We start from the raw sequence: 22,159 nt of genomic DNA, 5'->3' as shown, positions 1-22,159 counted from the left end.
GGGCCAAGGCCGCAAGAGCAATGATTCAGGCGAGCACCCAATGCCGCCAACGATTACCCTGTGCTCTTTAGCTTTTGAGCACAGGCCTCCTCTTGACCAGAGAACAACTCGAAACCCATCAGACCCTGATCTACTTCGCCGCAGTGTTTGCCGCCATCGCCTTCGGCTTGCTGGCCAGTGACAGCGCCCGCCACCTGGAGGCACTGGTCACCCCCGCCATCGCCGTGCTGATGTACGCAATGTTCCTGCAGATCCCTTTTCTCGACCTGCGCCAGGGCCTGGGCAACCGCCGGTTCATCGCTGCCCTGCTGCTCGCCAACTTCATCCTGGTGCCGCTACTGGTCTGGGGCATCACCCGCGGGCTGGTCGAACACCCGGCGTTGCTCATCGGCGCCCTGCTGGTACTGCTCACACCCTGCATCGACTACGTGGTGGTGTTCACCCACATCGGCAAAGGCGACTCGCGCCTGACTTTGGCCGCCACCCCCGTGCTGCTGCTGGTGCAACTGGTGCTGCTGCCGGTGTATCTGGCATTGATGCTGGGCGACAGCAGCCAGGTGGCCATCTCCATCACCCCGTTCGTGGAAGCCTTCGTGCTACTGATCGTGATGCCAATGGCCCTTGCGGTGCTGACCAGCGCCGGTGCCCGCCACTCGCGTAAAGTCGCAACCTGGAATGACGCCTGGGCGTGGTTACCCGTACCGGCGATGGCCTTGGTACTGATGGTTGTGATCGCTTCGCAAATTGCCGTGGTGCTACGCGATTTCGACCGCTTGCTGCCGGTGATCCCGGTGTACATCGGTTTCATGCTGCTGGCGCCAGCGCTCGGGTTCGTTTCGGCCCGTCTGCTGCGCCTGCCAGCCACCGAGGCGCGTTCGGTGATGTTCAGCGCATCGACCCGCAATTCGCTGGTGGTGTTGCCGCTGGCACTGGCCTTACCCGAGCATTTGCGCACCCTGGCAGCAGCTGCCGTGATCACGCAGACGCTGGTGGAGCTGGTGTGCGAGCTGGGTTACGTGCGGGCCATACCTCGCCTGACCCGCACGTAAGGGGCTCAACTGACCACGTGCAGGTAGTGCAGGTGGCGCTCGTACTGGTCCAGGATGTCGCCAATCACATCTTCGCGGCTCCAGCCCATCACGTCGTAGTCCTGCCCGCCCTCACGCAGATACACCTCGGCGCGGAAATACTTGCGAGCATCGTTGTTATCGTCAGATTCGCGAAGGACGAAGCTAGGGGTATTGTACGCACGCGGCCGAACTTCATATTTGAAGCGGCCCTCGCCCGCGTGGGAAAGCTCGAGCGTGACCCGGCCATCGTCGCGTTCCTCAACCGTAACCTCGTAACCTTGCTTGCGCAGCTCCTGGGCCACTTCGTCGCAGGCGGGCTTGACCACATCATTGATAAAGCGGGTAACGTGGGCCCTGCGCGGCATCATGGCGATGTTGCGCAGGCGCCGTTGCCAGCCACCGTGATTCTGCCGGTGCTGGCGCTGGCCTGGCAGCGACTGGGTGCGCAGGCCACGACGGGTGGCATCCAGGCCCAAGGCCTTGAACAGGCCCCAGATCGCCACCAGCAGGATGACCGCGAATGGCAAGGCACTGGCGATGGTGGCTGCCTGCAGCGCTTTCAGGCCGTTGGCCAGCAACAAGGCAATGGCAACTGCGCCCATGGTCACCGACCAGAACACCCGCTGCCACAGCGGCGATTGGCCTTTGCCCGAGGAGGCAAGCATGTCTACCACCAGCGCCCCGGAGTCCGCGGAGGTGACAAAGAACACCACCACCATCAGCACCGCCACTAACGATACCGTTGTCGACCACGGGAAGTGTTCGAGAAACGCGAATAACGCAAGCGAACTGTCCTGATCGACAACCGCCGCCAGCTCCCTCACCCCCCCGTGCAGGATCATGTGAATGGCGGTGTCGCCGAACACAGTCATCCACAGCAGGGTGAAACCTGCCGGTACGAACAACACGCCGCAGACGAATTCGCGAATGGTGCGACCACGGGAAATACGCGCGATAAACAGCCCTACGAAAGGCGACCAGGACAGCCACCAGCCCCAGTACAGCAGGGTCCAGCCACCGATCCAGTCGGTGGGTTCGTAGGCGAACAGGTTGAATGTCTTGTTGACGATATCGGACAGGTACGCGCCGGTGTTCTGAACATAGGCCTGCAGCAGGAACACGGTCGGGCCAACGACCAGCACGAACAGCATCAATATCACTGCCAGGCCAAGGTTGAGCTCGGAGAGAATGCGAATGCCTTTATCCAGCCCGCTGGCCACCGACAGCGTGGCAAGGGCACAGGTGGCGGCGATGAGAACGACTTGCACAGTGGTGCTGACGGGCAAACCGAACAGCTGGTGCAGGCCGCTGTTGATCTGCAGCACGCCGTAGCCAAGCGAAGTGTCCACGCCAAATACCGTCCCCAGAATGGCAAAGATATCCACAGCATGCCCGATCGGGCCGTAGATGCGCTCGCCAATCAAAGGATACAGCGCCGAACGCAGCGTCAATGGCAGCCCGTTGCGGAAACTGAAGTAAGCCAGGATCAGCGCGACGATGGCGTAGATGGCCCAGGCATGCAGGCCCCAGTGGAAGAACGTGATGTTCATGGCTTCACGTGCTGCCGCGATGGTATTTGGCTCACCGACCGGGGGGTTGATGAAATGCATCACAGGCTCGGCTACGCCGAAGAACATCAGGCCGATACCCATGCCTGCCGAGAACAGCATGGCGAACCAGCTCTTGTTGGGGTAGTCCGGCTCGCTGTGGTCCGGGCCCAGCTTGATATCGCCGTAGCGGCTGACCGCCAGGAACACCACGCTGATCAGTACCAATGCCACGGTAAGGATGTAGAACCAGCTGGCGTTGGTGATGATCCATTGCTGCACGTCTTCGAACACACGCTGAGCGTGCTCCTGGAAAACCGTGGCGTACAGCACCAACAGCAGCACCAGAATGGCACTGGTAAAGAAAACGGGAGGGTTGATGGTGCTCCTGCGTTTTTGCTCTGCATTCATAGGCAGTATGACTCCTGGTGTTCAGCGCTGCGCATCAGGTGAGAGCGGTCAAGACTCGACCACCCTCGCCGCGTGGTGAATGAGAGATGCCCAAACCTTAGCGTCAGTTCAGGCATTTCCCAAAAATTACCGCTGCGCTTTCCTGCCAGACCCGCGCTGAAACATCAGCCCAGGTTACGTTTGAGCTCGGCAATGTGCTCCGGGCCGATACCACAGCAGCCGCCTACCAGACTGGCGCCGCGCTCACGCCAGTCGGTGGCCCAGGCCAGGTAACCAGGTGGATCGAGGTCTTCGCGCAGCTCATCCAGGCCATCGTTGGCGGTGGCTTCCTTGGGCTGTGGCGGGAAGGCGTTGGCATAGGCACCGATTGCGATGTCGGCGTTGTGCTGCTGGGTGAGCTCGCGGGCGACATCGATTGCAGCACCAATCACTTCCGGCTGGCTGCAGTTGAACAGCACCGCCGCAGCACCCAGGCCGATCACGGCCTCGATGGCATCGGCTACCGGCTCGCCGGAGCGCAGCCGAGGCACAGCGTCCACCTCTTCATCCTGCAAGGTGAACGACACCCAGAACGGCCGGCCGTCTTCAGGCAAGTGCTGATGAATGGCCCGCACTTCGGCAATCGAGCTTTGGGTTTCTGCCAGCCACAAGTCCACATGAGGGGCCAGGCCTTGGAGCAGCGGGAGCAATACCTCGGCCACGCGCTCAGGCTGGAACAGGTCCGGGCGGTAAGAACCGAAAAGCGGTGGCAAGGAACCTGCCACCCTTACCGGGTGCGCGCCGGTATCGGCCGCATGCCGCGCGAGCTGGCCGGCGATATTGGCCAGTTGCTGCCCTTCCTTGGCAAAGCGCTCCTCGCCGATGTGGAAGGGCACTACCGCATAACTGTTGCTGGTGATGACTTGTGCACCGGCGGCGATAAACGCTGCGTGCACGCCAACCACCGCCTCCGGCGCCTCGCTCAGCGCCAGTGCCGACCATTCGGGCTGGCGGAATGGCGCCCCACTGCGCTGCAGTTCACGGCCCATGCCGCCGTCGAGAATGACCATCGCTCGCTGTTTCATATAACTTCTCTGCAGGTTCTTATGAATGAAATTCATTAGTTCATGAACGTTTATAACTATTAAATACCCTATCACTCCTTTGCCCAACATATCAGGTATGTACATGCGATTTTCTACCGTGTTCGGTGCGGGCCTCGTGCTGCTCGCCACTGCTTCCCAGGCCTTTGCTGGCGCCACGCTGGAGCGGGTTGAATCGCGCAAGGAACTGGTCAACGTGCTGATGGAAAGCTACCCGCCGTTCTCCTTCCTCAACGACCAGAACCAGCTGGACGGTTTCGATGTGGACGTGGCCAAGGCCGTGGCTGACAAGCTGGGCGTCAAGCTGCGCCTGGAAACCCCGTCCTGGGACGTGATCGCCGCTGGCCGCTGGAGCGGCCGCTACGACATCTGCATCTGCTCGATGACCCCGAGCAAGGCCCGCGCCGAAGTGTTCGACTTCCCGGTGGAGTACTACGCCTCACCGGCGGTGATCGTGGTCAATGCCAAGGATGAGCGCATCCACGGCGCCAAGGACCTGGAGGGCCGCAAGGTGGGCCTGACCAGTGCATCGAGCTACGAGAGCTACCTGAACAAGAATCTGGTCATTGAAGGCGACGAAGACAAGAAACTCGAATACCCCTTCGACTTCGTGCAGATAGCGCCCTACGACACCGACAACGTCGCCTTCCAGGACCTGGGCTTGGGGGCTGGGGTGCGCCTGGATGCCATCCTCACCAACCTGGTGACCGCGCAGCCGCGCCTGAGCCAGGACAAGCGCTTCAAGCTGGCCGGCGCACCGCTGTATGAGGAGCCGAACTCGGTAGCCATCGAAAAAGGCGACCCTGAGTGGGACGCCAAGGTGCGCCAGGTATTTGCCGAGCTGAAGGCTGATGGCACCCTGGCCAAGCTGTCGCAAAAATGGATTGGCGCCGATATCAGCAAATGAGCAGCTTCCCCCCCTCCCCCAAGCCCGTGATCAAGCCGGCGGGCGCCGGCCTGTTCAGCTTCCGTACCCGGTTACTGCTGACCTGGCTGGCGCTGTTCGGCCTGTTTGTGGCGTTTTTCCTCAGCTTTGACCTGAAGTTCGCGATCATTCTGGAGAAGTTTCCGAACCTCGCCGGCTTCAAGCTGGGGCCTAACGGCTTTCTCCAGGGCGCGGCGCTCACCTTGTTCCTGTGCCTGTGCTCAATGGTGGTCTCGGTGCTGCTGGGCTTTGCCGCCGCGCTGGCGCGGTTGTCGAACAGCGCCGTGCTGGTGGGTGTTGCCAGCTTCTACACCTCGTTCTTCCGCGGCACACCGCTGCTGATCCAGATCTTGCTGATCTACCTGGGCCTCCCGCAACTGGGCCTGGTCCCGGGCGCCATCAGTGCCGGCATCATCGCGTTGTCGCTGAACTATGGGGCCTACCTGAGCGAGATCTTCCGTGCCGGAATCCTCGGCGTCGCGCGCGGGCAACGTGAAGCGGCGCTGGCCCTGGGCATGCGTACGCGGCAGATCTTCTGCCACGTCATCCTGCCCCAGGCCATGCGGGTGATCATTCCGCCCACGGCCAACCAGTTCATCTCGATGCTCAAGGACTCCTCGCTGATTTCGGTGATGGGCGTGTGGGAGGTCATGTTCCTTGCGCAATCCTACGGGCGGTCGAGCTATCGTTACCTGGAGATGCTGACCACGGCGGCGGTGATCTACTGGGTGCTGTCGATCCTGCTGGAGCTGGTGCAGGCACGGCTGGAGCGGCATTTCGGCAAGGCTTACCAGCGGTAGCGCCAGCATTTGCCGCGCAGGGGCTGCCAGGCAGCCCCTCACGGCCATCGCTCAAAGCGTCTTCATCTCGGCAATATCCCGCGCCACCTGATCCGCAGAATGGTCGAACATCGCCTGTTCCTGCGCATCCAGTGGCAACTCGATCACCCGCGCCAGCCCTTGGTCTGACAATACACAGGGCACACCCATGGCAATATCCGTGCGCCCGTACTCGCCCTCCAGGATCGCCACAGCCGGCAAGATACGGTTTCGCCCATTGGCGATGGCATCCACCATCTGCGCAATGGCCACGCCCGGCGCATCGCAGGCGCTGCCCAGCTTCTTCAAGCCCAGAATCTCGCCGCCGCCCTTGCGCGTGCGCTCCACGATCCGCTCTATCTGGTCATCGGACAGGAAGTGCGACAGCGGCACCGAGCCGATCTGGCAGTAGCGCATCAGCGGCACCATGCTGTCGCCATGCCCGCCGAGCACCAGCGCCGTAATATCCCGAGCGGAAAACCCGGTCTGCTCGGCAATGAAACACTTCATGCGCGCGGTATCCAGCACCCCTGCCTGGCCAAATACCTTGTCGCGCCCAAGGCCGCTGAGGCTCCAGGCGCGATAAGTCAGCACATCGACCGGGTTGGACACCACCAGCACCGTGGCTGTCGGCGCATGGTGTTGGATGTCGGCCATGATGCTATCGAGAATGGGCAGGTTGATACTCAGCACATCCTGGCGCGACTGCCCGGGCTTGCGCGGCACGCCTGCGGTAATCACCACCAGCTCGGAACCGTCGAGCATTTCGGCTTGGGCACCACCGTAGACCCGGGTATCGGAACCAGACTCCACAGCGGCCTGCCACACATCCAGCGCCTTGCCCTGCGCCAGCTCGCCCTGCACATCCATCAACACCAGTTCACGGCACAACTCATCCCGGGCGATGATCTGCGCCGCCGCCTCGCCGACCAGGCCGGCACCCACGATTGTAAGCTTGTTCACCTGACACCTCCCAGCGGCGCGCGCCACCAGGAACACGCCTGCGTATACAGGGAAGTATTGACCGCTGAAGCGAAAAGACCACCCAAGGTGATGCCTGGCTTAATCCATGAAGCAGCGCCCCACACGATGCGCGAGTAGAGCCCGGCTCCCGCCGCTGCGCGGAACCAGTTCCGGATGGGTGTGCCATTCAGGTCAGCTTAGCCTGTCCGTCTTGCTCACCAACCGGAAACGCACCATGACCGATCACAAGAAACTTTCTTTCACCGCAACCCTGCAAATTGCCGGCTGCCCCCTGAATACCTTGGACAGCATGTGCACAGGGCCAATTATCCTCAGCAGTCCCATCAACAATTTGAAGCCTGTCATGGATGGCGGCCGTGCCATTGGCATGTTCAATTGCTCAGACGAAGACTGGCACCTAGGTAGGGACAGCGGGCTGATTACCTTTGACAGGGGTGCCAGTGCGCAATCGCTGGTGCTGTATTTCCGCCATTTTGATGGCGGCTATCGGCTTTACCTACGCAGCGGCGAGCATCTGGGCGAAGGCGTATTCACCAATGCCAATGGCGTGGTAGATGTCCAGCCCATAAAAGCCAGCGATCCTTCCCTATGGAAAATTGTCGATGCCCAAACCGGTCAACCTTTCGACCTGACGCAGTGCGAAGGCCCTGATTGTGATATCAAGCTTACAAGCGCCGACGGGCACCCAGTCGAATCTCATTACCTCTACCCGGTCGGCGCCTTCCTGGCTTGTTACCCCGCTGCACATCAAGGTGACCTGAGGTTGGTCATTCAGGAGCGGGAAGTCGACTGGCTCAATGCAGACTGATCTATACCTGCGCACCAAACACCGGGCGTACGAGCAACTGCCCTGCTCAACAGCTAGCCGGCGGCGCACTGCGCAGGAAGCGCCAAACAGCAAAGCCCCACCCTGACCAGCCGGGGCCTGACCACTCTGCTCCATGGCGGGCCTCCGATTGGACGGAGACGAAGCGGGATTGGCTGACATTGAAGTCGCTAATGACCGCACAAAAAAAGCGCCTGCGATGAAGACTGGGGGCTGATGCGCCTTTCGATTCCGACCGGCCAAGGTCGCGTCGCTGATTCGGCGACTGAGGGTCTTTATTGCTGGGTGGCTGTTTTCGCAAGTTTTCGAGGGTACGAATGAACTGCGTATTTCGTAGAAAATTGCTCGCCACAAGCAACGCACACACTCCAGGCCATATGCGGTCCGTGTAGGAGCTGGCTTGCCTGCGATGGGCTGCGCAGCAGCCCCATACCCCGGCCTGGCAGGAATAACCCACCATCGGCCTCAACAGAAGGAGCCAGCTGCAACCCCCACATCTGGCCCCCACTCATCAACGACCTCCTCTAACCCTCCAACTCATGGCCGTTCCCCTCCATCACCTTCCCACACTGCTCACTGGCCAACCGGCTGATGATCCGAATCGCCTGATGGATACCGGCCGTGTTGCGAAAGCTCAATTGCGGGTTGTGTTCGCATTCCAGCATTTCATCGTGCTGGACCAGGGCCTCGCCTAGTAGCTCGAGGGTCCAGGCGTAGCTTTGGATGGTGGAGAGGCGTTCTTGGTCAGTCATGGCCGCACCTCCGAATGACCGGGGACGGAGTAGGATTGGCTGGGGGGGAAGTAGCTGATGGCCGTCGAAGAACGACGGAGGAGAACGAATGCGAGGGTCCTGCTTGGACTTGAGGTAAGCATGCATGAGGCTCCAAGTTTTAGTTGGAGCTGCCACGATCCTTCCTACGGGATTGGGTGGCAGCTGTGTGCGGGGTAGGAATACCGGGGAAACTTGGAAACCCGGCCAGGCCGAGGCCTGCCCACACACAGCCGCCATGACACAGCACGGCAGACACAAAAAAGCGCCAGCTGTGGTGCAGGGGCGCCTAGTGCATGCGCCAAGTTTACCAACGGGTTCCTACGCCCGGTCACGGGATTTACCGTGACGCAGAGATTTAGCCTCACATTGCTTGGCGGGGCAAGTATGGAAGTTGTAGGAAAAGTCTCTGAATAATGTACGAACGGCGCCGAAGCAGCTGTCTTCGCGTCGGTGACAAATCCTTATAGGAAAATGAGATGAGACTTTATTTGCATCCCACATCAATCTCACTTTTCCTGACAGCTTTTCCGTGCCCGTGGCGATGGCGGCCTCGACACTGCCTTCTTCGCTTTGACTGCTGCAGGGCTTTTCCCTCTTTTCGGTCCGGCCACCACGTGGGAACCAGCCAGCGGCGCGGCCACAGCGATTGGCCCACCCGCCTGCAACTGGCCAACATTGTTGCCAACGAGCGTTGCAGTGGGCTTGTCTTTGGCAGTCATCACCATACCCATCCGCACGCCAAAGAGGCGCAGCACGGCATCCAACGTGCTGAGCTTCGGATTCGACTTCCCGCTTTCCAATTCATACAGGCTTTTCGTGGAAATCTTGCACATGGCCGCGAAGGTCTCTTGGTCAAGCCCGGTGACTTCGAGCCGCAGACGGCGGATGGATGCCCCAATGGGATCGAGCCCCGCCGCGTTGCGCTTGACGATATCCTCTACGAGCTGGGCGCGCTCTTCAGGCTGTAGTTTTTTCATCGCAGTCCCCACTCCACGAGTCGCTTATCCAGATTATTCACGGCGTACTCAAGAAGTTCGTTCGTCCTGTCCACGACCTCAGCTTGCGCGAAAGCCTAGTTCCGACTTGGCTGAAGGCCTGCCAACGACTCCTTGATGCGCAGATGCCCAATAGGGGCCGGCGTGAAGCGTTCTAGAAGATACAGAAACCGGCATTACTTTGCTGATTATCAGCTTCAGAACGGGTAAAACCGGCACCACACTGCCGATTATGGATTCACAGCGCGCGGAAAAGTGCTTATAGGACCATGTTTAGTTGCGTTGGGTCAGGTGGTGGATGGCACGGGCTTCGCCCCTGTTCGCGGTACAAGCCCGCTCTCACAGTGATTGTGCAGGCCTTTGGAGTCTGGGCAATACAATTGCTACACAGTATGAGTCGTGCAAGCTTTTAGATCTTGAGCAAGGCAGTTGCTCGAGGGAAGCCGACAATCAGCTGTTCAAGATCAGCATGGGCTCGTAACCAGGCTTTCCATACTGATCTGGTATTGGTACTGGGTGGATCAAGCTCAGCCTGAGCGATCGATTGCGCTGAAGCCCGCTCATCGTGGTGCAACTGCCTGCCGAGCCATCCGCGCGTATCAGCGGAGCAAGCTACGAACCACCACAAACAGCACTACCAGGCTCATAAGCCCAGAAGCAACCAGCCAGCCTGTCGAGGCCATCGCTGGGAAAAAACCTGGGAAGAACAGATTCCTTCCAAACTTGACCAGCGCCAGACAAAGCCATGGCACCAGGATGATGTAAAGCAGTGGGATATAAACAATGGCCTGAATGACTACCGTCACTCCATCGCCCACTCATTCCAGCGAGGTGTGGACATGGTGATTTCCTTTTCTTGAATGGGACAGGGAGTCGTCCCTTCCTGGATGCCTCAGGCTTCGCTGTCGAGGCCGGAATACCAAAGGCAAAACGCGCCAGACAGAAACCACAAAGCCCGCGCCTGGCGGGCTTTGTGGTGCGTTTCATAGACAGTCATAGACTGCTGGAAACGGTTTACTGGTGCCGGAGACAGGAATCGTATTTTTACGGAAGTCTTTGAATTTAATAGCTATTATTCCTCAGATTAAGATCTCTATCCCTAGAGTTATCCTTAAGCAATCTCTAGGTTGCAGACCGTCGTGATAAAAGCCCTAGTGGAATTATGCAGAGCCGCCAAAGGGCTTTGCCACCGATGCATAAAAGCCGCCTCAGACGCCTCTCGCGGATGGCAGCTATCGACCCGAAGCGGAAGTAGTCAACTCCGAGAGTTTTCCAAGCGGCGAGTCACGCGTTCACTGATGAAGGAGCAAGCTCTATTACCCTAGTGCGGCGGCGAATGCTTCGGGCGTCGGGCTCTCCTGCCATTGCGCGATAGTCGCCGGCAGCACCAGCCATGGCTGCTTGCGTCGTGTCCAGATATGCGCAACTGGCTTTAAACGTTCAGAGCCATCCAGGATGCCGGCGCGTACCACACGCATGCCGGGGGCTGCCGTGGTCTCGTTGAACAGCCGGGTATGACATGTGCCGCAGGCATGTTGGGTAGACGTTTGACCTTGGTGTTCATGCTCAAAGATCGCCGTTTCGCCCACCGTCTGAACAGCCGAAGCCGCGCTCAACATGTGCAGACCAAACGCACTGCCGCTCCAGCGCTGGCAGTTCAAACAGTGGCAGGCATACAGCGGCGGCAATTGCTGCGCCACGATCTCGAGGGTGACTTGCCCACATCGGCACTGACCGGTGATTCTCATGCGTTGGTTCCTTACAATGACGCCCGGAAATATGTGGGCGAATGATCGCTATTCACGGGCTCGAGCAGAAGATCAATTTAGGAGCAACTGTTGGCCAAGAATGTATGAGCGGTATTGAATGGGAAAGCCAGCGTGTATTTCTCGCCGTGTTGCGCTCTGGCAGCCTAAGCGGCGCGGCGAAGTTGCTGGGTATCGCCCAGGCCACTGCGCGCCGGCGCCTTGACCATCTTGAACACGCTCTCGGTGTGAGTCTGTTCACCCGCACACCTCAAGGGCTGACGCCTACTGCCGGAGCGCAGCGCCTGATCGAGCATGTGGAGGCCATGGATCTGGCTGCGCAAACCTTCAACCGCATGGCCAGCTCTGAAGCGTCGATGGATCACGGTACAGTCCGGCTGACCTGTGGCGAGTTGCTTGGCGTCGAGGTATTGCCTAGCCTGCTGCGCCCTTTCCATTACGAACACGCCGGGCTCAAACTTGAGTTGAGCATAAGCGACGCGCTTGAAGACATCGCCAGGCTGCAATCGGATATTGCGGTGCGGCTGATGCGGCCCAACGAAGCTGATATCACGGTGCGGCGTGTCGGCAGTTTGCGGATTGGCATCCATGCCAGTGCCAGGTGCCTGGAGCGCTACGGTAATCCAGCCTCCCTGCTGTCGCTGCGCCAGCGGCCCCTGATCGGGCCGGACAGACGCTCAGCGGATTTGCGTCGTTTTGTCGAAGCCGGTCTGTGCGATGCCGACCAGCATTTCGCCATCGCCTCTGATCATCACCTCGCTCAGCTGGCCGCTCTGAAAGCGGGCTTAGGCTTCGGACTTTGCCCGACGCAAATAGCAAAATCGCACGACCTCATACACGTGCTGCCACACGATTTCGGCTTTGAGGTAGACGTGTGGATCGCAATGCACAACGACCTGCGCAAAATTAACAGGATCGCTCAGGCGTTCGAGGTTCTGGGAGAGCAGTTGCATCAGTATCTATGCTTGGCCGATCAGTGAGCAGCGTAGGCCGTGGCATGCACTGCTTGGTCTAAACGGCTGCAATGGGTCGAAAGCGGTCAGTCGGTCGCGACCGGCTGCTGTCGACCCAGCGCTGCCCTCCGTCGAGGACAGCAGCCGTCCCTGTTCGTGTTGAGCCCGCTGACATAGAGAGAGTTTGAACATATCGCCAGGAAATGTTGCTTGAGGCAGGAGGTATAGGATAGCTGTTGAATGCGTACGTTCATCACCTGGGTAGTGAACGTGCCAGCTAACGGCTTGGGGAGTACACCAAAAATCATTGCCGGGGGCTTTCAGGGCTCGTACCACAGGGTCGCAGACGAAAATTGTATTGGCACTGTTTTTATACGTGCGTACGGCAGGTCAGTATCTCGGTGCATGGCACGGTCTCCAGCCGTGTTCGCGGGCAAGCCCTAACACCAGTCAGTTAACGTTTTCTGGCTTAATTGGGGCTGCTTTGCAGCCATTCGCGGGCTTGCCCGCTCCCACAGGGATCGCGCTAGCTTTTAGAAATTGAGCAAGACAGTTGGCTCAAACAGGTACGGGGCAATGCTCCGGGTAGCGATACCTGTTCGACTGCCCGGCTGCGCATGCTTTGTAAAGCTGTTCCGAAGTATCTTGAAAGGATTTCGTGGAGAGAGGGAACTGTGTTGCAGGGCACAGTTCAGCGGTGGAACAAGAAATTGCCGGGCCGCCTTGCGGCTCTTTCGCGACACACAGGACGTGGGATATTCGAGCATCGTGCTTACATTCGGGCCTTAATGTTCACGAAATGAGACAAATTCAAGCTGAATTAGTGCCGACCTTGCGATTATTCAAGGCCTGTCGAGTGGCTCTGGAATGAACCCCTGCTCCCTCAGTGCCTTGATGACCCCACGCACCAGATAATTGTTGGAAAAGCCAAGGGTGTATTGCCTCGAACCTGGGTTGATTGGCAGAAGCATGCCTTGCTCTACCAGGTTCTTGATCTGATAAGTCCGTTGGTTAGCCGTGAGCGCGGGGAGTGCCTGAGCAATGTCACTCGATTTCACGACCTTCATCTTTATGACGCTGACCAGAATCTGTTCCTCGGTCGGGGTAATCCACTCCCGACTGCGTGCAAAACTCACCGCCGGCAGCAGAATGCACTTCGTGAGGTAGCCATAGTCGGTGAGCTTGTCCACCTTCTCCAATTCGTCGCGGATACCCTGCAGCACATAGGTACACCATGCCTCCAGCCCTGCTGTGGTGCCAGTATCGGCAAGCCCCAGCATGGTGTAGAACTTGTCCCGGTCATTGCAGAACACCGCTGTGGGGTTGAGTACCCGACCACCCGTGTTCACGTTGAAGCCGTACTTCATCAACAGCGCATAGGTCAGCAGCCTTACCACCCGCCCATTTCCATTGCCGAATGGGTGAATCCAACCGAAACGGTGGTGCGCCAGGGCGACCTTCATCAGCGCGTATTTAGGGGAATCGTCGCGATTGATGAAACTGACCAACTCCTGCATGTACTGCGCCACCAGCACACCGTCCGGAGGCACATGCTCCGCCTGGGCGATCCTGACCGCCCCTTCCCGGTAGGCGCCTGGCGTTCTATCGCCTTCACGCCGTAACCCCAGTACGGTCATCGCGTGCAATTCTCGGATCGTATGCTCTGTCAGGTCTGCACCGGGCTTGATCACTTCTTCGATGTAATCCATCGCCTTCTCGATGTTGGCAATTTCCAGCAACTGATCGGTGCTCTCGGCCTTCCCTTCGACCTTGCTGTCGATGTAGTCGGCCAGTGTGGTGTGGTTGCCCTCGATTCGAGCAGAGCCCAGGCTCTCCAGCGTGTGGAACAGCGCCTTCAACTGAAAGAACACCTGAGGTGGGGTGTCCCCTTCCAGCCTCAGCCTGCGCAGAAATTCGAGCTCGGCCAGAACGTCAACCAGCGGCGAGTCGAAGGATGGGTTCAGTAGCTGCAGGTCGTGGTGAGAAAACGAGGGCATCTCAAAATTATCTCTAAACGGCAAAATCATTATCTAGAAAAAATTCGGCTCTAACCCCGTAAACACTGGCAAGAACCTGATCGACAGCTAACCATTATCTAAAAATACGCGCAACCCTAAGTGGAAAACTGCGGACCATAAAGTCAAAAACACGCAGATCCGTGGGGAAAAAAGCGGGAACAAAAAAGCCCGCACAAGGCGGGCTTCTATTGGTGCCAGGTAGCGAAAAGTCGCCATAGGCCAACTGATTCTGGTGCCGGAGACAGGAATCGAACCTGCGACCTTCGCGTTACGAGTGCGCTGCTCTACCGACTGAGCTACACCGGCGTGTAGCGCAACGTACCACTGCTCACACCCGCAACGCAAACCCCTGTTTCCGCTAGTTTATTGCCCTGCCCTCAAGCCCCCTTGCACCCCTTGGGCGCCAGGTCTTCCTCGATGTCGGTGGTGCACGCCCAGCCGCTGGCGGAACGCGTCAGGGTCAGTGCCTTGCCCAGCACGTTTGCCGGCGCATCCACCAGCGTGCAGGCAATGCTGCCGCTGCCATCTGCGGCCTTGCCGCTAGCGGTAATCGCACAATGCGCCGTTGCCGGCTGGCCACCCAGTTCGGCCACGGCCGCTACGTCTTTCCCATCATTCAACCGCAGGTCCATCGCCGTCTTTAGCGCGCTGATTTCCAGCAGCCCGGCCGCGGCCTTGGAGCGTGCCTGGTGGTTGGTGTACATCGGTAAGGCGATGGTCGCCAGAATGCCGATGATCGCGACAACGATCATCAGTTCGATCAGGGTGATACCGCGTTGCCCTTTCATGAACATCTTTCCTTTTTGATTCGCTTACACATTGAGGTGGGTTGCGCCCCAACCGGCAGCGGCGCAGTAGGCCTGAACAGACACCTTTTGTCACCCCTGCCCGCTTGGGCGTCATCTTCGCTGAACTACTCTAGTGAGCATCATGGACGCGCGCCCTGGCATGGACGCGGCAAGCTGTTTCCAGGCTTGTCGCTGGGGCAGAAAAAGGACCTTTGCATGGCTTCGACTTCACTGCTTTACCGCTGGCATGGCACCGACGCCAACGGCACACCGGTCAGCGGCCAAACACCTGGGCGCAGCCCGGCTTATGTGCGTGCCGGGCTGATTCGCCAGGGCATCACGGTTGCCAGTTTGCGACCGGCCAGCGGGCTGACATTCAGTTTGCCGAAGCGGCGGGCGAAGGCGGACCCGGCGGGTTTCAGCCGGCAGTTGGCGACCTTGCTCAAGGCCGGGGTGCCGCTGCTGCAGGCATTCGAAGTGATGGGGCGCAGTGGTTGCGATGCGGCACAGGCGGCGTTGCTGGATCGATTGAAACAGGATGTGGCCTCGGGCCTTGGGCTGGCAGATGCGTTGCAGCGCCACCCGGCGTGGTTTGACCCGCTGTACTGCAACCTGGTGCGTGTGGGTGAGCAGTCGGGCACGCTTGACCGGCAGCTGGAGCAACTGGCGGGCATGCTGGAACAGCGCCGGGCGTTGCACAAGAAGGTGCGCAAGGCGATGGTCTATCCGCTGCTGCTGTTGCTGACCGGGCTGGGGGTGTCGGCGATCTTGTTGCTGGAGGTTATCCCGAAATTTGAAAGCATGTTCTCGGGCATGGGCGCGGCGTTGCCAGCATTTACCCAGTGGGTGATCGACTTGTCCACAGGGCTGAGCCGGTTTGCGCCGCTGTTGCTGGTGATAGGGGTGGTGCTGGGTTTGGCCGTGCGCCAGCTGTACCGCCAGCATGCGCCAGCGCGCCTGTGGATATCTGGGCGGGTGCTGGGCTTGCCGGTGTTCGGCAAGTTGCTGAGGGAGGCGGCGCTGGCGCGGTTTGCGCGTAGCCTGGCAACGTCGTACGGCGCCGGGGTGCCGTTGCTGGATGCGCTGGGCACGGTAGCCAGGGTGACCGGGGGCGAGCTGCACGAGCAAGCGGTGTTGCGGCTACGCCAGGGCATGGCCAATGGGCAAGGGCTGAACCAGGCGATGGCAGGCGAGACGCTGTTTCCACCGTTGCTGGTGCAGCTGACGGCCATCGGTGAGTCCAGTGGCACGCTGGACCAGATGCTGGAAAAAGCCGCCAGCCATTACGAGGAACAGGTCAGCCAGGCGCTGGACCAGTTGACCAGCCTGCTGGAGCCGGCCATCGTGCTGATCCTGGGCCTTTTGGTGGGTGGCCTGGTGGTGGCGATGTACCTGCCAATCTTCCAGTTGGGTAGCCTGATCTGAACATGACTTTATGGACTTTGCTGGCTGAGCAGCCGGCGTACTTCCTTACCCTGGCCACGGTGCTCGGCCTGCTGGTGGGCAGCTTTCTCAACGTGCTGGTGTATCGCCTGCCGATCATGCTGGGGCGACAATGGCAGCGTGAGGCGCAAGAAATATTGGGGCTGCCGCTTGCGCGACACGAACGCTTCGACCTGTGCCTGCCGGCATCCCGCTGCCCGCATTGCGCGCATCAGATTCGCGCGTGGGAGAACATTCCGGTACTCAGCTACCTGGCCTTGCGCGGGCGTTGCTCAGCCTGCAAGGCCCGTATCAGCCCGCGCTACCCGCTGGTCGAGATAGCCAGCGCGCTGCTGTCGCTGGTGGTGGCTTGGCGCTTTGGCGCTTCGGCCGAGGCGTTGCTGGCACTGCCGCTCACTTGGTGCCTGCTGGCCCTGAGCCTGATCGATGCGGACCACCAATTGCTGCCGGATGTGCTGGTGCTGCCGATGCTGTGGCTTGGGCTAATCGTGAACGCCTTCGGCCTGTATGTGCCACTGGCTGACGCGTTGTGGGGCGCGGTGGCCGGGTATCTTAGCCTGTGGACGGTGTACTGGGTGTTCAAGCTGGTCACCGGCAAGGAAGGCATGGGCTATGGCGACTTCAAGCTGATGGCGCTGATCGGGGCCTGGGGCGGCTGGCAGGTGCTGCCGTTGACGCTGCTGCTGTCGTCGATGGTGGGGGCGCTGGTAGGCGTGTGCCTGCTGCGTTTGCGCCGGCATGCGCTGGGTACGGCGATCCCCTTTGGCCCTTATCTGGCGATTGCGGGGTGGATTGCTGTGCTCTGGGGTGATGAAATATACGCCTCTTACATGCAACTGCTTGGATACTGATGGCCACTGCAGCCTTTACCCCCTGGATTCTCGGCCTGACCGGCGGCATTGGTAGCGGCAAGAGCGCCGCTGCCGAGCGTTTTGTCGAACTTGGCGTGCACCTGGTCGATGCCGACCAGGCGGCGCGCTGGGTTGTCGAACCTGGCCGCCCGGCCCTGGCCAGCATCGTCGAGCGCTTCGGCCCGGGTGTGTTGCAGGCTGACGGCCAGCTTGATCGCGCCGCCCTGCGCCAGCTGATCTTCGCCGACCCGGCCCAGCGTAAATGGCTGGAGCAACTGCTGCACCCGCTGATCGGGCAGGAGATTTTCAGCTACCTGGCCAAGGCGCAGTCGCCGTATGCGGTGTATGTGTCGCCGTTGCTGATCGAATCGGGGCAGTACCACAAGACCCAGCGCGTGCTGGTGATCGATGCGCCGCAGGAACTGCAAATAGCGCGTACCTTGGCGCGGGACAACACCAGTGCCGAACAGGTGCAGGCGATTCTGCAGGCCCAACTGGCCCGTGAGGAACGCCTGCGCCATGCCGATGATGTGGTGGTCAACGACGGCGACCTGGCCGCGCTGCATGAGCAGATTGACCGCCTGCACCACTTTTACCTGACTTTGAAAGGAGGCCAGCCATGAGCCAGCCATTGACCGTCGATTGCCCGACCTGTGGCGCACCTGTGGAATGGAACGAGAAAAGTGCGTTCCGGCCGTTTTGTTCGGACCGTTGCAAGCTGATCGACCTGGGGGCCTGGGCGGCCGAAGAGCACAAGATTCCGGGGGCAGAAGAGTCCGAGGATGAGCTGTATTCGGGAGACCTGGAGCCGCGGCATTGAGCTGATCCACACATACAACGTGGGCCCACAACCCGCGCGGTACCTGTGGGAGCGGGCAAGCCCGCGAAGCAGGCGGCGCAGGGGATGGCACGGGCTTCGCCCGTGTTCACGGGCATGCCCGCTCCCACAGTGAGAGTGCAACCTCTGAGTGCTGTGCAGTACCTGTGGGAGCGGGTTTACCCGCGAAGAGGCCGGCACAGCCACCATACATTCACGGCTCATCTTCCTTCCAGGGCGCCTGCAGGTACCGCGTGCGGTTGAAGGTTTCCAGCCACTCCGGGCAAAACACCACCAGCGCACTGATCACCATGCCGTTGATGAACGCCTCGGGGAACATCATCAGCCACAGATAGCCGACAAAGTCGCTGAGCCACTCCGGCAGGGCAAAACGCCCGTCCAGCCACAACAAGCCTAGCGCTGCGGGCACGCAAACCAGCACGGTCAGTGCTGCCGGGAAGAACCCCGAACAGAAGATATAAACGAACAGGTTTCGCGGCTGTGCACGCTCGACCAGTATCGCGCACACCTCGGTAATCAGCACCGGCAAGCCAACCAGCAACAAGCCATTCACCCCCAGCGCCGCCAGGTCCTGGCGCCCCAGCGCCAGCAAGCCGAGCTGGGCCATGAACCCGCCCAGCACCGCCAGCGGCCAGTCCAGCAACAGGGTGACCGCCGTCATGCCAATGAAGTGGTACGACACCCCGGTATCGAAATCGCGCCTCACCAACCACAGCGCAAACAGGCAGAACACCGTGCCAAACAGCAAATGCTGGCGGCGCCGGTCGGTGAACAGTTCAACCCAGCGAACCCGGCTTACCGCCCAGATCAGCAATGGCACATAACCCAGCCAGCCAAGGCTTAACGTGGTACCGGACAACACCTGCGCGCTGATCACCTGAACAATACCCATTGCAGCCATGTGGATAAAACCGAGTCTACACCCATTCTCCCTTTCCTTCGGCTGCGGTAGGCTGGCGGCCTCGTTCGATGCAGGAAGCATTGGTCATGCCGGAAGGACTCAACCCTGCCCTGCTGCTGGCAGCGGCACTCAACGCCATCATCGGCGTACTTCATCTCGTCATCATCGCCGTAGGCCCGCCTTGGTACCGTTTGTTCGGGGCTGGCGAGCGTATGGCGGTGGCAGCCGAAAAGGGTCGCTGGTACCCGGGGCTGATCACCGCCGCCATCGCCTGCGTGTTACTGGCCTGGTCGGCTTATGCGCTGTCGGCGGCCGGGGCAATCGGCAGGCTGCCGTTGCTGCTGCCAATCCTCTGCCTGATCACCCTGGTGTACCTGCTACGCGGCGTGCTGGGGCCAAGATTGCTGGCGGGCACCGGGCGTTCGCAGCGTTTTATCGTAGTCAGTTCGCTGATCTGCCTGGGCTTCGGCCTGGTCCACCTGGTCGGGCTCGTGCAGCAGTGGCCAGTATTGAGCTGATTCCCACGCTTAAACAGCATCTTACCGTCATCGATTAGCGGCTAAGCTTGTCTGCATGGATGACTCAGACTACCTGCGCCTGCTTACCATCCAGGCCGAACAAGCTAACGCCTTTCTCTCCAACGCCCGCAAGTGGGAGCGGGAGCGTTGGGTGTGCCAGCGACTGTTGCAGGGGTTGAATATCCCCTACCGCAGCGAAGACTTCACCCCGGCCGGGCAAGAGCCGCCCGATGTGCTGTTCCGCGACGCGGCCTTCGAGGTGTTTTTTGTGCTCGACGAGGGGCGTCGGCTGAACGATGAGTGGCGCGAAGAGCTGCAGCGCCGGCGCAGTGCGTTTTCCCTGGCACAGCTGGTGCGCCGTGAAGCGCGCCCGCGGCGCATCAGTGCCACCGAGCTGCTGGGGCGCCTGGCGCCGACCTTGCGCAAGAAGGCGCACAACTACCGGGAACGCGGGCTGGAGCTGAACGAGCTGGACATCATCGCCTTCGCCAGCCTCAAGCGCGAAGTGCTCGACCTGAACACCCACTTCCCGCCGCCCACCGAATACCTGCGCCAGGGCTGGCGCTCGCTGTCGCTGGTGGGGCCGACCTTTGCCCGGGTGCTGTTCGCCCACCCCGATGCACCAGACTTCCTGCGCGGCAACCTGGGCCGCAGCATTGTCTTCGACGTGGGCATCAGTCTTTGATCCAGTGCAGCGAGTGTTTGCGATGGCGTACACTCGGCGCCAGGGATAGAAAGCATTATCATTTGTTTCAAGCGCCTGCACGAACGCTGTAGCGTTTGCGCAGTCACAGACGTCTACCTGACGAGGCCCACCATGACCAGCCGCCTGAACCCGGAAGATCAGCGTCGTGTCGATGAGTATCTGCGAGCCCCCCAGCATCAAGTCGAGCGCAGGCCTTTCCGGCCGTGGCTGCTCCTTGTGCTAGTGGTAGCCGTGACCATCGGGTTGGGTCTCATCAGCCGCCTGCTGAGTGGACTGGTGCTATGAGCTGCCTCGCGCTCGCCCTCCCCTCGTGCAGTTTGCGGCCGGCCCCCCGGGCCACGAATTCCGTAAACCTTATGAGATATCCCCATGACTCATCGCATCGTGATTGTCGGCGGTGGCGCCGGCGGCCTGGAACTGGCGACCCGCCTGGGTAAAAGCCTGGGCAAGCGCAAGCAAGCCGAGATCACCCTGGTCGACACCAACCTGACGCACATCTGGAAGCCACTGCTGCACGAAGTGGCCGCCGGCTCGCTGAACTCCTCGGAAGACGAACTCAACTACGTGGCGCAGGCCAAGTGGAACCACTTCAACTTCCAGCTGGGGCGTATGAGCGGCCTGGACCGCGAGGGCAAGCAGATTCAACTGGCCGCCACCCTCGATGATGAGGGCCGCGAACTGCTGCCTGCGCGCACCCTGGGCTATGACACCCTGGTCATTGCCGTGGGTTCCAATACCAACGACTTCGGCACCTTGGGCGCGGCGCAGCATTGCCTGTTCCTCGACACGCGCAAGCAGGCCGAGCGTTTCCACCAGCAATTGCTCAACCACTACCTGCGCGCCCACGCCGGCGACGTGGCCAGCGAGCAGATCAGCGTAGCCATCGTCGGCGCCGGTGCCACCGGCGTGGAGCTGGCGGCCGAACTGCACCATGCCGCCCACGAACTGGCGGCCTATGGCCTGGACCGCATCCAGCCAAAGGACATGCACATCACCCTCATCGAGGCAGGCCCGCGCGTGCTGCCGGCGCTGCCAGAGCGCATCAGCGTGCCGGTGCACAAGACCCTGGAAAAGCTCGGGGTGAAGGTGTTGACCAACGCTGCCGTCAGTGAAGTGACCGAGGACGGCCTGAAGACCAAGGACGGCGAAGTGATCCAGGCCAGCCTGAAAGTGTGGGCGGCCGGTATCCGTGCGCCTGGCTTCCTCAAAGACATCGATGGCCTGGAAACCAACCGTATCAACCAACTGGTGGTGCGCCCTACCCTGCAGACTACCCGCGACGACAACATCTTCGCCTTCGGCGACTGCGCCGCCTGCCCGCAACCGGGCAGCGACCGCAACGTGCCGCCCCGGGCCCAGGCCGCGCACCAACAGGCGTCGATGCTCGCGCAGAGCCTGAAGGCGCGGCTGGAGAACAAGGCGCTGCCGACTTACGAGTACAAAGACTACGGCTCGCTGGTGTCGCTGTCGCGCTTCTCGGCGGTGGGCAACCTGATGGGTAACCTGATGGGCAGCGTAAAGCTGGAAGGCTGGCTGGCGCGGATGTTCTACGTGTCGCTGTACCGCATGCACCAGATGGCGTTGTACGGGTTCTTCCGCACGGCGTTGATGATGCTGGGTAGCAAGATTGGCCGGGGTACCGAGCCGCGCCTGAAGCTGCACTGACAGGCACCCGCTCCTGCAGGCCATGCGCTGACCTGTAGGAGCAGCCTTGTGCTGCGAAGAGGCCATTACCCGCAGAGAAAATCTTTTGCCGTACCGGCCCTTTCGCAGCACAAGGCTGCTCCCACAAGGGCCCGTGTTGCGGTAAGAGGTGGGTTAAATCTGAGCAAAAGAAAAAGGGCATCTCTTTCGAGATGCCCTTTATTCATGGTGGGTCGTGTAGGATTCGAACCTACGACCAATTGGTTAAAAGCCAACTGCTCTACCAACTGAGCTAACGACCC

23 protein-coding genes and 2 tRNA genes are annotated in these 22,159 nt (G+C 60.4%); 13 read left to right on the top strand and 12 right to left on the bottom strand.

All coding sequences use genetic code 11. From position 1 onward, the window contains the following. Positions 1-92: 92 nt before the first annotated feature. Positions 93-1,049: an arsenic resistance protein gene (locus tag AC07XM_RS21585; protein ID WP_016484814.1), complete on the top strand. Its 957-nt coding sequence runs from the start codon at positions 93-95 to the stop codon at positions 1,047-1,049. Positions 1,050-1,054: 5 nt separating this feature from the next. On the opposite strand, the gene AC07XM_RS21580 is transcribed toward AC07XM_RS21585, so the two are convergent. Next, positions 1,055-3,028 (bottom strand): BCCT family transporter, encoded by a 1,974-nt coding sequence (locus tag AC07XM_RS21580; protein ID WP_102689438.1) that lies wholly within the window; start codon positions 3,026-3,028, stop codon positions 1,055-1,057. Positions 3,029-3,192: 164 nt separating this feature from the next. Next, a complete protein-coding gene (locus AC07XM_RS21575; protein WP_016484812.1) occupies positions 3,193-4,077 on the bottom strand; it encodes a homocysteine S-methyltransferase family protein in 885 nt (294 codons plus the stop codon). A gap of 118 nt (positions 4,078-4,195) precedes the next feature. On the opposite strand from AC07XM_RS21575, the gene AC07XM_RS21570 reads away from it, so the two are divergent. Next, on the top strand, positions 4,196-5,017 hold the full coding sequence (locus AC07XM_RS21570) for an ABC transporter substrate-binding protein (RefSeq protein WP_016484811.1): 822 nt from the start codon (positions 4,196-4,198) through the stop codon (positions 5,015-5,017). Continuing rightward, complete coding sequence (locus tag AC07XM_RS21565) at positions 5,014-5,835, top strand: amino acid ABC transporter permease (protein WP_016484810.1); 822 nt, start codon at positions 5,014-5,016, stop codon at positions 5,833-5,835. Before AC07XM_RS21570 ends, AC07XM_RS21565 begins: the two co-directional genes overlap by 4 nt. 51 nt (positions 5,836-5,886) lie before the next feature. Here the strand turns inward: AC07XM_RS21565 and AC07XM_RS21560 are convergent, their stop codons facing one another. Further along, the gene (locus AC07XM_RS21560) at positions 5,887-6,816 is read right to left on the bottom strand and encodes a malate dehydrogenase (protein WP_016484809.1); all 930 of its coding nucleotides are present in this window, start codon (positions 6,814-6,816) and stop codon (positions 5,887-5,889) included. Between the two features lie 235 nt (positions 6,817-7,051). Here AC07XM_RS21560 and AC07XM_RS21555 point away from each other — a divergent pair, with 235 nt between their 5' ends. After that, positions 7,052-7,645 (top strand): hypothetical protein, encoded by a 594-nt coding sequence (locus tag AC07XM_RS21555; protein WP_016484808.1) that lies wholly within the window; start codon positions 7,052-7,054, stop codon positions 7,643-7,645. Positions 7,646-8,187: 542 nt separating this feature from the next. Here the strand turns inward: AC07XM_RS21555 and AC07XM_RS21550 are convergent. The 4 genes from AC07XM_RS21550 to AC07XM_RS21535 all read right to left on the bottom strand — a co-directional run bounded on the left by AC07XM_RS21550 (position 8,188) and on the right by AC07XM_RS21535 (position 11,179). Beyond that, the gene (locus AC07XM_RS21550; RefSeq protein ID WP_024717660.1) at positions 8,188-8,415 is read right to left on the bottom strand and encodes a hypothetical protein; all 228 of its coding nucleotides are present in this window, start codon (positions 8,413-8,415) and stop codon (positions 8,188-8,190) included. A gap of 527 nt (positions 8,416-8,942) precedes the next feature. Then, positions 8,943-9,413 (bottom strand): helix-turn-helix domain-containing protein, encoded by a 471-nt coding sequence (locus AC07XM_RS21545; RefSeq protein ID WP_016484806.1) that lies wholly within the window; start codon positions 9,411-9,413, stop codon positions 8,943-8,945. 617 nt (positions 9,414-10,030) lie between these two features. Then, a complete protein-coding gene (locus AC07XM_RS21540; protein WP_016484805.1) occupies positions 10,031-10,237 on the bottom strand; it encodes a hypothetical protein in 207 nt (68 codons plus the stop codon). Positions 10,238-10,747: 510 nt separating this feature from the next. After that, the gene (locus AC07XM_RS21535; protein WP_016484804.1) at positions 10,748-11,179 is read right to left on the bottom strand and encodes a GFA family protein; all 432 of its coding nucleotides are present in this window, start codon (positions 11,177-11,179) and stop codon (positions 10,748-10,750) included. A gap of 41 nt (positions 11,180-11,220) precedes the next feature. Between AC07XM_RS21535 and AC07XM_RS21530 the strand changes: the two genes are divergently transcribed. Continuing rightward, positions 11,221-12,177 (top strand): LysR family transcriptional regulator, encoded by a 957-nt coding sequence (locus AC07XM_RS21530; RefSeq protein ID WP_023047452.1) that lies wholly within the window; start codon positions 11,221-11,223, stop codon positions 12,175-12,177. A gap of 815 nt (positions 12,178-12,992) precedes the next feature. Here AC07XM_RS21530 and AC07XM_RS21525 read toward each other — a convergent pair. The 3 genes from AC07XM_RS21525 to AC07XM_RS21515 all read right to left on the bottom strand — a co-directional run bounded on the left by AC07XM_RS21525 (position 12,993) and on the right by AC07XM_RS21515 (position 14,956). Further along, on the bottom strand, positions 12,993-14,147 hold the full coding sequence (locus tag AC07XM_RS21525) for a Fic family protein (RefSeq protein ID WP_016484802.1): 1,155 nt from the start codon (positions 14,145-14,147) through the stop codon (positions 12,993-12,995). A 251-nt stretch (positions 14,148-14,398) separates the two neighbouring features. Then, positions 14,399-14,474, bottom strand: a tRNA-Thr gene (locus AC07XM_RS21520). A gap of 71 nt (positions 14,475-14,545) precedes the next feature. Continuing rightward, positions 14,546-14,956: a pilin gene (locus AC07XM_RS21515; RefSeq protein WP_016484801.1), complete on the bottom strand. Its 411-nt coding sequence runs from the start codon at positions 14,954-14,956 to the stop codon at positions 14,546-14,548. A gap of 216 nt (positions 14,957-15,172) precedes the next feature. On the opposite strand from AC07XM_RS21515, the gene AC07XM_RS21510 reads away from it, so the two are divergent. From AC07XM_RS21510 to yacG, 4 genes are read left to right on the top strand one after another with little or no spacing between them, the layout of a single operon-like run. Next, positions 15,173-16,381, top strand: coding sequence for a type II secretion system F family protein (locus AC07XM_RS21510; RefSeq protein WP_016484800.1), 1,209 nt, complete (start codon positions 15,173-15,175; stop codon positions 16,379-16,381). A gap of 2 nt (positions 16,382-16,383) precedes the next feature. Continuing rightward, on the top strand, positions 16,384-17,250 hold the full coding sequence (locus tag AC07XM_RS21505) for a prepilin peptidase (protein WP_016484799.1): 867 nt from the start codon (positions 16,384-16,386) through the stop codon (positions 17,248-17,250). Then, entirely contained in the window at positions 17,250-17,873 is a 624-nt protein-coding gene (gene coaE, locus AC07XM_RS21500; RefSeq protein ID WP_016484798.1) for a dephospho-CoA kinase, read from the top strand. Before AC07XM_RS21505 ends, coaE begins: the two co-directional genes overlap by 1 nt. Next, a complete protein-coding gene (yacG, locus tag AC07XM_RS21495; protein WP_016484797.1) occupies positions 17,870-18,070 on the top strand; it encodes a DNA gyrase inhibitor YacG in 201 nt (66 codons plus the stop codon). Before coaE ends, yacG begins: the two co-directional genes overlap by 4 nt. Positions 18,071-18,281: 211 nt before the next feature. Here yacG and AC07XM_RS21490 read toward each other — a convergent pair whose 3' ends face one another. After that, positions 18,282-18,989: an energy-coupling factor ABC transporter permease gene (locus AC07XM_RS21490; RefSeq protein WP_016484796.1), complete on the bottom strand. Its 708-nt coding sequence runs from the start codon at positions 18,987-18,989 to the stop codon at positions 18,282-18,284. Between the two features lie 86 nt (positions 18,990-19,075). Between AC07XM_RS21490 and AC07XM_RS21485 the strand changes: the two genes are divergently transcribed. From AC07XM_RS21485 to AC07XM_RS21470, 4 genes are all read left to right on the top strand, one after another. After that, the gene (locus AC07XM_RS21485; protein WP_016484795.1) at positions 19,076-19,507 is read left to right on the top strand and encodes a hypothetical protein; all 432 of its coding nucleotides are present in this window, start codon (positions 19,076-19,078) and stop codon (positions 19,505-19,507) included. 55 nt (positions 19,508-19,562) lie between these two features. Next, the gene (locus AC07XM_RS21480) at positions 19,563-20,192 is read left to right on the top strand and encodes a DUF1780 domain-containing protein (RefSeq protein WP_013970766.1); all 630 of its coding nucleotides are present in this window, start codon (positions 19,563-19,565) and stop codon (positions 20,190-20,192) included. Positions 20,193-20,324: 132 nt separating this feature from the next. After that, complete coding sequence (locus AC07XM_RS21475) at positions 20,325-20,498, top strand: DUF3094 family protein (protein WP_013970765.1); 174 nt, start codon at positions 20,325-20,327, stop codon at positions 20,496-20,498. An 84-nt stretch (positions 20,499-20,582) separates the two neighbouring features. Next, positions 20,583-21,878, top strand: a complete 1,296-nt coding sequence (locus tag AC07XM_RS21470) for an NAD(P)/FAD-dependent oxidoreductase (protein WP_016484794.1) — start codon at positions 20,583-20,585, stop codon at positions 21,876-21,878. A 205-nt stretch (positions 21,879-22,083) separates the two neighbouring features. Here the strand turns inward: AC07XM_RS21470 and AC07XM_RS21465 are convergent. Continuing rightward, a tRNA-Lys gene (locus tag AC07XM_RS21465) sits at positions 22,084-22,159 on the bottom strand.

It is taken from the genome of Pseudomonas sp. GW460-LB5 (assembly GCF_059423245.1).
This window is presented reverse-complemented; position numbering and strand designations above follow the sequence as displayed.

What these genes read in the sequence shown, in the direction of transcription:
- AC07XM_RS21565 (WP_016484810.1), top strand. Translation starts at nt 5,014, where the DNA reads ATGAGCAGCTTCCCCCCCTCCCCCAAGCCCGTGATCAAGCCGGCGGGC.
- AC07XM_RS21550 (WP_024717660.1), bottom strand. Translation starts at nt 8,415, where the DNA reads ATGACTGACCAAGAACGCCTCTCCACCATCCAAAGCTACGCCTGGACC.
- AC07XM_RS21525 (WP_016484802.1), bottom strand. Translation starts at nt 14,147, where the DNA reads ATGCCCTCGTTTTCTCACCACGACCTGCAGCTACTGAACCCATCCTTC.
- AC07XM_RS21580 (WP_102689438.1), bottom strand. Translation starts at nt 3,028, where the DNA reads ATGAATGCAGAGCAAAAACGCAGGAGCACCATCAACCCTCCCGTTTTC.
- AC07XM_RS21505 (WP_016484799.1), top strand. Translation starts at nt 16,384, where the DNA reads ATGACTTTATGGACTTTGCTGGCTGAGCAGCCGGCGTACTTCCTTACC.
- AC07XM_RS21535 (WP_016484804.1), bottom strand. Translation starts at nt 11,179, where the DNA reads ATGAGAATCACCGGTCAGTGCCGATGTGGGCAAGTCACCCTCGAGATC.
- coaE (WP_016484798.1), top strand. Translation starts at nt 17,250, where the DNA reads ATGGCCACTGCAGCCTTTACCCCCTGGATTCTCGGCCTGACCGGCGGC.
- AC07XM_RS21570 (WP_016484811.1), top strand. Translation starts at nt 4,196, where the DNA reads ATGCGATTTTCTACCGTGTTCGGTGCGGGCCTCGTGCTGCTCGCCACT.
- AC07XM_RS21510 (WP_016484800.1), top strand. Translation starts at nt 15,173, where the DNA reads ATGGCTTCGACTTCACTGCTTTACCGCTGGCATGGCACCGACGCCAAC.
- AC07XM_RS21480 (WP_013970766.1), top strand. Translation starts at nt 19,563, where the DNA reads ATGGATGACTCAGACTACCTGCGCCTGCTTACCATCCAGGCCGAACAA.
- AC07XM_RS21515 (WP_016484801.1), bottom strand. Translation starts at nt 14,956, where the DNA reads ATGAAAGGGCAACGCGGTATCACCCTGATCGAACTGATGATCGTTGTC.
- AC07XM_RS21530 (WP_023047452.1), top strand. Translation starts at nt 11,221, where the DNA reads ATGATCGCTATTCACGGGCTCGAGCAGAAGATCAATTTAGGAGCAACT.
- yacG (WP_016484797.1), top strand. Translation starts at nt 17,870, where the DNA reads ATGAGCCAGCCATTGACCGTCGATTGCCCGACCTGTGGCGCACCTGTG.
- AC07XM_RS21470 (WP_016484794.1), top strand. Translation starts at nt 20,583, where the DNA reads ATGACTCATCGCATCGTGATTGTCGGCGGTGGCGCCGGCGGCCTGGAA.
- AC07XM_RS21485 (WP_016484795.1), top strand. Translation starts at nt 19,076, where the DNA reads ATGCCGGAAGGACTCAACCCTGCCCTGCTGCTGGCAGCGGCACTCAAC.
- AC07XM_RS21475 (WP_013970765.1), top strand. Translation starts at nt 20,325, where the DNA reads ATGACCAGCCGCCTGAACCCGGAAGATCAGCGTCGTGTCGATGAGTAT.
- AC07XM_RS21545 (WP_016484806.1), bottom strand. Translation starts at nt 9,413, where the DNA reads ATGAAAAAACTACAGCCTGAAGAGCGCGCCCAGCTCGTAGAGGATATC.
- AC07XM_RS21490 (WP_016484796.1), bottom strand. Translation starts at nt 18,989, where the DNA reads ATGGCTGCAATGGGTATTGTTCAGGTGATCAGCGCGCAGGTGTTGTCC.
- AC07XM_RS21575 (WP_016484812.1), bottom strand. Translation starts at nt 4,077, where the DNA reads ATGGTCATTCTCGACGGCGGCATGGGCCGTGAACTGCAGCGCAGTGGG.
- AC07XM_RS21555 (WP_016484808.1), top strand. Translation starts at nt 7,052, where the DNA reads ATGACCGATCACAAGAAACTTTCTTTCACCGCAACCCTGCAAATTGCC.